The following is a 9,710-nucleotide window of genomic DNA, read 5'->3' as shown; positions in this document are numbered from 1 at the left end:
AGTTAGGACTTATGCAGTTAGGACTTATGCAGTTAGGACTTATGCAGTTAGGACTTATGCAGTTAGGACTTATGCAGTTAGGACTTATGCAGTTAGGGAGCGAGACGCTCCCACTACTGTATTCTATCGTCATGGTAGTGGGTAAGTCCTCTAGTAGTTATTAGCCTCTTATTTGTCCGTCATGGGATAAAATTAAACGATCGCCATTAACTTCAACCAAAAATCCCCCTGGAAACGTTGAAGTTCTGCTTTTGTTAGGCGCAGAAATTAAATGCACGATCGCCTCAATTTGCTCAAATGCAGGAGAATTAGGCAGCGATCGCCGCAAAAATTGTCGCAAAATGCGTCTTTGTAGGGAGAGGGGAAGCGATCGCAAGATGCGGCGATCGAGGGTCAAATTTTCCCCAGCAACGATCGCCTCTTCTAAATATTTTCCCGCTTCTGTTTCTAAATACTCCACATCTGCTCTCAAAAGTTCTGCTGTTTGTGCGAGATTCTTTTCCGTCTGAGGATTAAAATACTCTTTTAAATAAGGAATAACTTTAGCGCGAAGGCGATTGCGAGCATAATGGAGGTTTTCATTGAGAATATCCTCCCAAACCGGAAGCTGAAATTCTCGACAAAATTCCCCAGTTTGCGATCGCGATACCTCCAATAAAGGGCGAATGAGGTGAATTTCGGGGGTGAGGAAACGATGCCAGGTTAACGCTTGTAACCCGTCGGCACCGGCACCGCGAATGAGGTTGTAGAGAAGGGTTTCAGCGCGATCGCTTTGAGTATGTCCCACGGTAACGCGATCGAAACCTTGCTCTCTGGCGACTTCTGTAATAGCATGATAGCGCCATTCTCGTGCGGCTGCTTCGGTTTCTGGCAATCCTTCGGCACATTTTAAATACAAAGGCAGATTGAAATTATGAGCAATTTCCGCGACGCGATCGACAATACCAACATCAGTTTTCCAGTTGTGATCGCAGTGAATAACCGCCAATTGCCACCGCCATTTTGATTGTAAATCTAACAGTAATTTTAGCAAACAAAGGGAATCTTGTCCTCCCGATACGGCAACAAGAATCCTATCTCCTTTTGCGAGGAGTTTCCTCTTTCGTAGAGTTTGCTGAATGGAAGCGTGTAATGGTGTCCAGTTCACTTATCAATTACCAATTCTAATATCCAATGACAGTTGTTTATCTTTAGTTTCTCGCTGTTTTTCAGCAGATTTCAAAACTTCAAAAGCTAAACGAATATCCAAGCGTTTTTTCTCTTCTAAAATTTCTGTAATGCTTATAATCTGAATTTTGTCAATACTTTGGCTCATATATCGGCTTTGATAAATTCCCGCAGATTTTGCCGTTTGCAGCATATCTTTTGTCGGTTGATTGAGGGTAATGAAAATTCCGATTTCAGCCTGCTGTAGACTCATTGTACCTTGTAGCTCGCGAATATCTCCAGACTTGACTTTGCCGGATTTTACCTGAAAAATAATCTTTTCTGGACTGTCGCGATCGCCTTGAAAATAGGCGATCGCATCAATCCCTTGATCTGCCCCTTTTTTGGCATTAATCACAGCACGATTATTGCTATAAGTTAAAATTGACCATTTTTCAAATTCCTTGCGAGTGCGATCGTCTTTTTTGGTTGCAAGTGCTTTCGCTGATTCAATATCTTTAGGGATTCCATTTGTTACAATTGTATCAAGAATATTTTTACCAAAATTATCCTCAAGTCTTTTTAGGATTACGCTAATACTTTGATAAGTAATATCAATCCCAATCCAAACCCGATTAAATCTTTCTGCAACCGCGATCGTTGTGCCGCAACCGCAATAAGCATCTAAAATGAGATCGCCTTCATTACTACTGGTTTTAATAATTCTTTCTAAGAGGGCTTCAGGTTTTTGAGTAGGATAACCTAGACGCTCTCTATCTTCCCTATTTAAAGTTTCTATGTCTACCCAGTAGTCTTCAGCAATTTTACCCTCATCTAAATAATATTGATAAATTTTGCCTGTTTTTTTATCCTTTTTCTCTTGATACTCTCTCCCTTCCAAGTCAGTTCTTACTTTCATGTGAGAATTTTGCTTTCTTGCAATTGAAGCACCTTTGCGATTAAAAGTATATTTTTTGCCCTTAGTATAAAACAAAATTATATCGTGTTTTCTCCCAAATTTATCTTTACTTTTGCCCCCAATCGAATAACACCAAACAATTTCATTTTGAAACTGTCCAGCTTGAGGACAAAATATAGCATCAATAATAATTTTAAGATAATGGCTTGTAGTAGGATCGCAATGTAAATAAAAACTGCCAGTTGGCTTTAGAATTCGATTAATTTCTGCAATTCTTAAGGTCATACTTAGCAAATAAGCCAATAAACTCCCCTTTCCCAAAACTTTTACCAAACCTGAAATTAAATCGATACTTTGGCTAGTAAAACTTCCTAAATAATTTTCCTGAATTTCAACTAAACCTTGATTAGCGCGATCGTCCCATGTCCAAGTATCTATAAAGGCTTGTGCTTGCGCTCTATCTTCCTTACCCAAATTGTTATAAATTTGATTGTAATTGCGCTTGGAATTAAACGGTGGATCGATATAACACAAATCCACCGATTCATCCTTAATATACTTTCGTAGAACCTCCAAATTGTCACCATAAAAAAGCTGCTTGCTCATTTTCATAATTCCTTTAGATTGAATTATTCTTTTTTCTGGTTTCTCAATAATCAAAATTGTAGTTAACTAAATTCATCAATATCTTGCCAAATATCCGCAAAAACGGCTTCCTCTTCCTCATTTTCTGCACCGGAATTGTTAGATTCCGAAGAATTCCCCAGAGCTAATTCATCATCATCTGATGTTCCCCAATCGAGATCGTCATCAATGCTACTAAAAAGTTCATCCTCGTCTTCATCATCAAAACTCAACTCCAACTCTTTATTAGTTTCTTCTCCTTTGTCTGGGGTAGATAAATCGATTGCATCGCCACTCCCAAAAGCATCTTCTAAGTCTAACTCTTCATCTAACCCATTAGCAAAGACCTCTTCAGATAAGCTCAATTCCTCCTCCTCTAAAGCGCTGGTGTCAAAGATACTATCGGGTGCATCGTCTACTTCAGGTTGGCTAACTGGAGTCGATAAAGATTCTGCAAAAATATCGTCTTCATCGTCTTCTGCAAACTCGAGTTCTGCATCGATTACATCAGTTGTAGGTGTTTTCCCAGAGGTTTCAGCAAAAATATCCGGTTCTTCTTCTACTTCACTTAGAGAAGGATCTTCATCAAAAATATCTTCAACTAACTCTTCATCAACATCCAGTTCAGCACTTTCTTTCTCAAACAGGGAATCATCTTCATCTTCATCAAAAATATCTTCAACTAACTCTTCATCAACATCTAGTTCAGCACTTTCTTTCTCAAACAGGGAATCATCTTCATCTTCATCAAAAATGTCTTCAACTAACTCTTCATCAACACCCAATCCAGCAGTTTCTTCCTCAAGTAAGGAGTCACCGGGAGCATCATCAAAAATGTCTTCAACTAACTCTTCATCAACACCCAATCCAGCAGTTTCCGCTTCAAGTAAAGAGTCATCGGGAGCATCATCAAAAATATTTTCGATTAGTCCTCCATCGGTATCAATTTCTTCGCTTTCCGCTTCAAGTAAAGAGTCATCGGGAGCATCATCAAAAATATTTTCAATTAGTCCTCCATTGGTATCAATTTCTTCGCTTTCCGCTTCAAGTAAAGAGTCATCGGGAGCATCATCAAAAATATTTTCAATTAGTCCTCCATCGGTATCAATTTCTTCGCTTTCTTCTTCAAGTTGTGCTTGAGAGATATCTTCTCCCTCTTCTTCTTCAAGCCAAAGTTTTTCGGTTTCTGCTTCTACTAAAGAAGAGCCAGCAAGCTCTGAGAGTTCTTCTTTTTCTGCCCATATATCATCGGTTTCATCTGCCAGTAGAGAAGAATCGTCTTCTTCTTCAACTCCAGCTAATTCATCCATTATTAGCTCTTCTGTCCTGGGGAGGAAGTCTTCCTGCTCCTCGATCGCCTCTTCCTCGAGATCGCCACTTTCCCCTAAAGGCAAATCTACAGATTCGAGGAAATCTTCTGCTTCATCCTCGGCGATCGCCTCTTCCGGTAAACTTTCAGGAGTCGGAGTAGGTTCTTCCTTAAAACTGATTGGCTCCCTAGCAACAGTGGTTTTAGGAGTAGAAACAGTAGCGGTTTGAGGGGGAATAAACTCATCGGAGTCGTTAGGGCAAAACTCAAAACTGATGCGAACCTTTCCTCTTTGCCAGTTTCCCGCACTGTATCTCAGGACTTGACATTCTGCCCCTTCTGCATTAAACCAACCGGCTTTTTCTTCAGTTAGCCCGCCAATCTTGTGTTCGAGTAACTGAGTTTTCAGCGCTTTTGCTAACTCGTCTACTCTAAATGTACTATGTCCGATGAGAATTTGTACGGATTCCTCTACCGAGAGAACTTCTCCGCGATCGAGTGGCTCGAATTTATTATCCACGGTTGTTTCACCCTACCTTACTAATCGTTGTTTTTTGCTGTGGCTGTTGAGGTTAGGTTAATCTCTGCCCAGTCTGTTGCTTTTCTTTTCGCTAAAAGTTTATTCTATTTTGGAGCGAACAACCTAGAAAAACCAACCATAGGAATGTAATCCTTTCCCCAACAAGTTTACCCCGAGGTAGCAAATCCAAACCACAGCGAAGCCTGTAGTGGCTAAAATAGCTGGCTTTCGACCTTGCCAGCCGCGAGTGAGGCGAGCATGGAGATAAGCGGCAAAAACTAACCAAGTGATTAATGCCCAAGTTTCTTTCGGGTCCCAACTCCAATAAGAACCCCAGGCTTCATTGGCCCAAACCCCTCCGGCGATAATGCCGATGGTCAATAAGGGGAAGCCCAAGCCGATAATGCGATAACTTATGTTATCTAAGGTTTCAGCGAGGGTGAGGCGTTGAGGCGAAAGTAGGGGGGGAGGAGAGAGGGTTTCTGTTGTTGTGACTCGTTCGAGGACGGCGGTTTGACCTGTAGACGGACTGGGTGGGGAAGGAGAGGAGAGGATGGGTTCTTCTGTAGGGGGAGAGGGGGTTTTGAGACGATAATCCCCCAGACCGAGAGAACTGCCCTGTAACTGCACGTTTTGCCCTCGGGTGACGATGAGGAAGGCGATCGCCAGCAGTGCGCCCACCATTAATGTTGCATAACTTAACATCATGACGCTAACGTGCATCATCAGCCAATTGGATTTGAGGGCGGGGACGAGGGGGGCGGAGTTTTGCATATCCGAGGGGAGGGTCAGGGTAGCAAATGCCGTAATTCCCATCGCTAGGGGGGCGGTAAAGACTCCGGTGAGGGTAGAACCGCTCGTGCGTTCGGCGATAAAATGAACGGCGGTAATGCCCCAAGCAAGGAAGAAGAGGGACTCGTAAAGGTTGCTGAGGGGGAAATAGCCTGCTTCCAACCAACGAGCGCCGAGAAGGGCGGCCATACAAAGATTGGCGATCGCCATGCCTACACTGCCCAGACGCGGTAAAAAGGTTATTTCCTGAAAGGCTGCACCGCTCCAATAGAGAAGCATGGCGATAAAAAGAATAGCAAAGGCTGTATTATCAAGGATGTTTTCTAGAACAAGTAAATCCATAAGAATGAGGCAATAACGATTTTTGAGCGGGTTTGTAGTTGACGGATTTAACCAGCCAATAATATCCTAGCGGTTCTGAGGTTATTCTTGTTGAGAGAATTTTGAGGGTGGGGATCGATTTGATGGCAGTTTATCAGGTTCGCTTAATTAACCGCGATCGCGGCTTAGATCGCACGGTGTCGGTACCCGATGACCAATATATCCTCGATATGGCGGCTGAGGCGGGAATTCGCCTGCCTTCGGGGTGTTTGCAAGGGGAATGTTCTGCCTGTGTTGCTCAATTAATTGAGGGGACGGTGGATCAAAGGGAGCAAACCTTTCTCAAACCAGGGGAAGTTGACCGAGGCTATACTGTGACTTGCGTAGCTTATCCGCGATCGCATTGCGTTTTGGAAACCCACCAGGAGCAAATTTTGTATCAATCTTCTCTCTATTTTCAACCACCAACTCCCGAGGGGGAATAATTAAATAATGAATGCTACTTCCGATCTAACTCATGCACGCAAATTACTCGACTCGTTTAGTGGCGTAATTCCCAAAGTTCCCGCTTCAGAAACAGAGGCTGAAGAATTGCGCCAAGCAATACGTTTAATGACCGGGCGATCGGAGTCGGAAAATTTGGGTGTTTGTGCTGACAATTCCTCTCAAGGTTATCGAGTTCTCGCGCATTATCTGGAGGCTTTGGGTTATTCTGTTCCTTTTGCGATCGCCGAAATTGAATCGGTAGATACTCCTGTTTATATTAAGTTCAATACGGCTAAGATGAGCCATTATCTCGATGCTTATGAAGGAAACTATCGAGGGGTTCTCATTGCTTGTCAATCGGAAGAAGAAGAAATTAACGGTACTTACGGACATTTTCCTCTCAATTTATTCGGTTCACCCTAATCATTTATTAATTGTTCTAGGAGAATGGTCACTATGAATATAAAGTCCGATTGTGTCGCAGATTCTTTTATTTTGGGGTGTTGGCAACTCGACGATCGCAGTTGGAAAGCGACACCAGAGACGGATCTCGCACGGGCGATCGATACCTATCTGGCTTGGGGGGTGATAAGGTTTGATACGGCGGATATTTATGGACGTAGTGAACGAATATTAGGGAGATGTTTGAAGGGAAGACCCGATTGCCAAATTTTTACCAAAGCTGTATTTTTTGATAGTGTTCCCACGGCCAAACAAATTCAGAATAAAATTGAGAGTGCCTTACGCAATTTACAGCGCGATCGCCTCGACTGCATTCAAATTCATTGGCACGATCCTCGCCTTGATTTTACCTCAACTCTGGAGGAGTTTAGCAAATATGTAGAGCGGGGTAAAATTGCTCGTTTGGGTGTCACTAATTTTAATACACCCATGTTAAAAAAGGCGTTACAAATTGCACCAATTAAGAGTAATCAAGTGCAGTATAGTCTCATCGATCGCCGCTTGGAAAATTCCCTACAAGCCTTTTGTTTGCAAGCAGGTATCGAGATTTTTGCCTATGGTTCCCTAGCGGCAGGTTTTTTATCAGATAAGTTCGTAAACGTTGAATCACCCCTCTCAGAGAAAGAACACGCCCGCAGTTTTTACTACAGCAATATGATTGCTAAACACGGCGGCTGGGAGGCTGTTCGAGAACTATTATTAACCCTAGATAAAATCGCTAAAAAATATCGTTTAAGTATTTCTCAAGTTGCTCTCAATTGGTTAAATAATCGGCAGATTGTTAGTTCTATTGTTACAGGATTAACCAACGATCGACAACAGATTAAAAGCAATATGGAAGCATTAAAAACAGCGATCGATCCTGAAGATTTAGAGATGCTATCAACACAATCTGAAGAACTTTTTGAGCAAGTTGGAGATATATACTCTTACGAAAGAGGATTTTAAACAATTACTTTTAAATTAAAATTTGTTCATTGTTCCTTCATCAGTGGAAATCCTAATGATTCTCGTTGTTGTAAATATAAATGAGCGACTTGACGTGCTAAATTGCGAATGCGTCCGATATAACTGGTACGTTCGGTAACAGAAATAACTCCTCTGGCATCAAGCAAGTTAAAAGAGTGGGAGCATTTTAATACATAGTCGTGACTGGGAAGAACTAAACCGCGATCGATTAATTGTTTTGCTTCTTGTTCGTAGAGTTTAAACAAGTTAAATAAAAGGTCTGGGTCCGAGGCTTCAAAGTTATAGGTACATTGTTCGATTTCACCTTGCAGAAAAATATCGCCATAATTGAGATGTTCATTCCATTGAATTTTGGCGATCGCCTCCACATCTTGAAGATACATCGCTAATCTTTCCAAACCATAAGTAATTTCAATAGAAACGGGACGACAATCAATACCTCCGCACTGTTGAAAATAGGTAAATTGAGTAATTTCCATCCCATCCAGCCAAACCTCCCAACCGACTCCCCAAGCGCCTAATGTAGGAGATTCCCAATTATCTTCAACAAAGCGAATATCGTGGTCTTCTGGGCGAATTCCCAAGGCTTTGAGGGAGTCGAGGTAGACTTCTTGAATATCATCGGGAGAAGGCTTAATCAGGACTTGATATTGATAGTAATGCTGATAACGATTGGGATTTTCCCCGTAGCGTCCATCCGTGGGACGACGACAGGGTTCAATATAAGCGACAGACCAAGGCTCCGGACCGATCGCCCGCAGGAAGGTATGATAGCTCATGGTTCCCGCACCCTTTTCCGTATCGTAGGGTTGAGCGATGAGACAGCCGCGATCGCTCCAAAATTCGTGGAGTTGGGCAATTATGGATTGAAAACTTAAAGACACAGATTCAGCAATTATCAATTATCAACGATCAATTATCAATTATCCCTTGATAATTAGCAATGGGCGCGATCGCGGTTTCGGGAAATTCGAGGGAAGTTAGAGCAGGGGAGACTCGCTATAATGAGAAAAGTTGAGTCAAGTGCTGCCATGACAGGAATTATTCTCAATCTCCAACCTTTTGTTGAGTTCAGCAACGACCAGTTTTACGAACTGTGTAGAATTCATCAAGAGTTAAATTTTGAGCGCACTGCACGAGGAGAATTAGTTATTCTACCGCTTTCAGGAGGGTTGCAGGGAATTCGGATAGCATCTCTAATTGGAGAATTGGGATTGTGGAATCGGCGATCGCGTCTCGGTAAAGTATTTTCGTCAACAGGTTTTATTCTTCCTAATGGTGCAATTCGTTCTCCTTGTATTGCTTGGATTCCTTCAGAAAGATGGGAAAATTTAACTTTAGAACAGCGTGAGAAGTTTTTGCCATTTTGTCCAGATTTTGCTATTGAATTGCGTTCTAAGAGCGATTCTTTGCCTCCTCTACAGCGTAAAATGGAGAAATATATCGAAAATGGGTTACGTTTGGGATGGTTAATCGATCCCAAAAATCGACAAGTTGAAATCTATCGACAGAATCGCGATAAAGAAGTTTTGGAAAATTGCGATCGCTTGGAGAGAGAGGATATCCTGCCTGGTTTTATGTTGGATTTGTCTATAATTTGGGAGGAGTGAGAGGCGATCGCATCCTGTAAAATAAAATTTATTGAAATAGGAATGTAAACAAAAATTGTTAGATATCGATTGGAATTTAAGCACATGAATAACACCTCACTCATTCCCAACTCGGAAAAAGTTCAACAAACTTTAGGCAATGCTCATATTGCTTGTCAACAAATGGAGGTTGCAGGTTTGGAACTCCAAGAAATTATCGATCGCCTAGAACAAAATATTCGAGAACAGCGTTTGAGAAGATTAAAGAAAGTCACAGTTTAGGCGATCGCATTGTAACGAACATTTCTCAACCTAACTGTAGGGGTGCAATGCTTGCACCTGCGTTAATTGATTGATGATTGATGTTGGTATTTTACAACGCAATAGAGAATTAATTCCTTAAGTGATGTTGTCTTGAGATAAATCTGTATTTGCCAATTTTCTTTCCCGAACAGTTGCCAGAAATATTTTCTTTGTTTATGATGAAATTGAGATTTTTCTCTCAGGAAAATTTTTCTTTGATTTTCAGGGACTAGCGTACTAATAATTGGGGTGTGCATGATAATCGACCAA

Annotated in this window: 10 protein-coding genes; 5 read left to right on the top strand and 5 right to left on the bottom strand. The window is 41.8% G+C overall.

Annotated elements, in window-relative coordinates; genetic code table 11:
• Positions 1-160: 160 nt before the first annotated feature.
• The 4 genes from tilS to ccsB form a co-directional block, all read right to left on the bottom strand.
• Positions 161-1,147, bottom strand: coding sequence for a tRNA lysidine(34) synthetase TilS (gene tilS, locus JUI58_RS28285; RefSeq protein ID WP_204106432.1), 987 nt, complete (start codon positions 1,145-1,147; stop codon positions 161-163).
• Between the two features lie 3 nt (positions 1,148-1,150).
• Positions 1,151-2,671, bottom strand: coding sequence for a DNA methyltransferase (locus JUI58_RS24280; RefSeq protein ID WP_204106431.1), 1,521 nt, complete (start codon positions 2,669-2,671; stop codon positions 1,151-1,153).
• 62 nt (positions 2,672-2,733) lie between these two features.
• Complete coding sequence (locus JUI58_RS24275; RefSeq protein ID WP_204106430.1) at positions 2,734-4,518, bottom strand: KGK domain-containing protein; 1,785 nt, start codon at positions 4,516-4,518, stop codon at positions 2,734-2,736.
• A 123-nt stretch (positions 4,519-4,641) separates the two neighbouring features.
• Positions 4,642-5,652 (bottom strand): c-type cytochrome biogenesis protein CcsB, encoded by a 1,011-nt coding sequence (gene ccsB / locus JUI58_RS24270; protein ID WP_204106429.1) that lies wholly within the window; start codon positions 5,650-5,652, stop codon positions 4,642-4,644.
• A gap of 122 nt (positions 5,653-5,774) precedes the next feature.
• On the opposite strand from ccsB, the gene JUI58_RS24265 reads away from it, so the two are divergent.
• The 3 genes from JUI58_RS24265 to JUI58_RS24255 are packed head-to-tail and all read left to right on the top strand — an operon-like array spanning position 5,775 to position 7,527.
• Positions 5,775-6,116 carry a 2Fe-2S iron-sulfur cluster-binding protein gene (locus JUI58_RS24265; RefSeq protein WP_204106428.1) on the top strand — a complete coding sequence of 114 codons (342 nt, stop codon included), beginning with the start codon at positions 5,775-5,777 and terminating at the stop codon, positions 6,114-6,116.
• 7 nt (positions 6,117-6,123) lie between these two features.
• Entirely contained in the window at positions 6,124-6,540 is a 417-nt protein-coding gene (locus JUI58_RS24260; RefSeq protein WP_204106427.1) for a DUF1824 family protein, read from the top strand.
• A 33-nt stretch (positions 6,541-6,573) separates the two neighbouring features.
• Complete coding sequence (locus JUI58_RS24255) at positions 6,574-7,527, top strand: aldo/keto reductase (RefSeq protein WP_239121691.1); 954 nt, start codon at positions 6,574-6,576, stop codon at positions 7,525-7,527.
• Between the two features lie 26 nt (positions 7,528-7,553).
• Here JUI58_RS24255 and glyQ read toward each other — a convergent pair whose 3' ends face one another.
• Positions 7,554-8,432 carry a glycine--tRNA ligase subunit alpha gene (glyQ, locus tag JUI58_RS24250; protein ID WP_204106426.1) on the bottom strand — a complete coding sequence of 293 codons (879 nt, stop codon included), beginning with the start codon at positions 8,430-8,432 and terminating at the stop codon, positions 7,554-7,556.
• Between the two features lie 120 nt (positions 8,433-8,552).
• On the opposite strand from glyQ, the gene JUI58_RS24245 reads away from it, so the two are divergent.
• Positions 8,553-9,158 (top strand): Uma2 family endonuclease, encoded by a 606-nt coding sequence (locus tag JUI58_RS24245; RefSeq protein WP_239121689.1) that lies wholly within the window; start codon positions 8,553-8,555, stop codon positions 9,156-9,158.
• Between the two features lie 84 nt (positions 9,159-9,242).
• Positions 9,243-9,419 (top strand): hypothetical protein, encoded by a 177-nt coding sequence (locus tag JUI58_RS24240; protein WP_204106425.1) that lies wholly within the window; start codon positions 9,243-9,245, stop codon positions 9,417-9,419.
• The last annotated feature ends 291 nt before the right edge of the window (positions 9,420-9,710 follow it).

The sequence above is a fragment of the Spirulina sp. CCY15215 genome, from assembly GCF_016888125.1.
Taxonomy (GTDB): domain Bacteria; phylum Cyanobacteriota; class Cyanobacteriia; order Cyanobacteriales; family Spirulinaceae; genus CCY15215.
The sequence above is the reverse complement of the archived record's forward strand: the minus strand, read 5'-3'. Positions and strand labels throughout refer to the sequence as shown.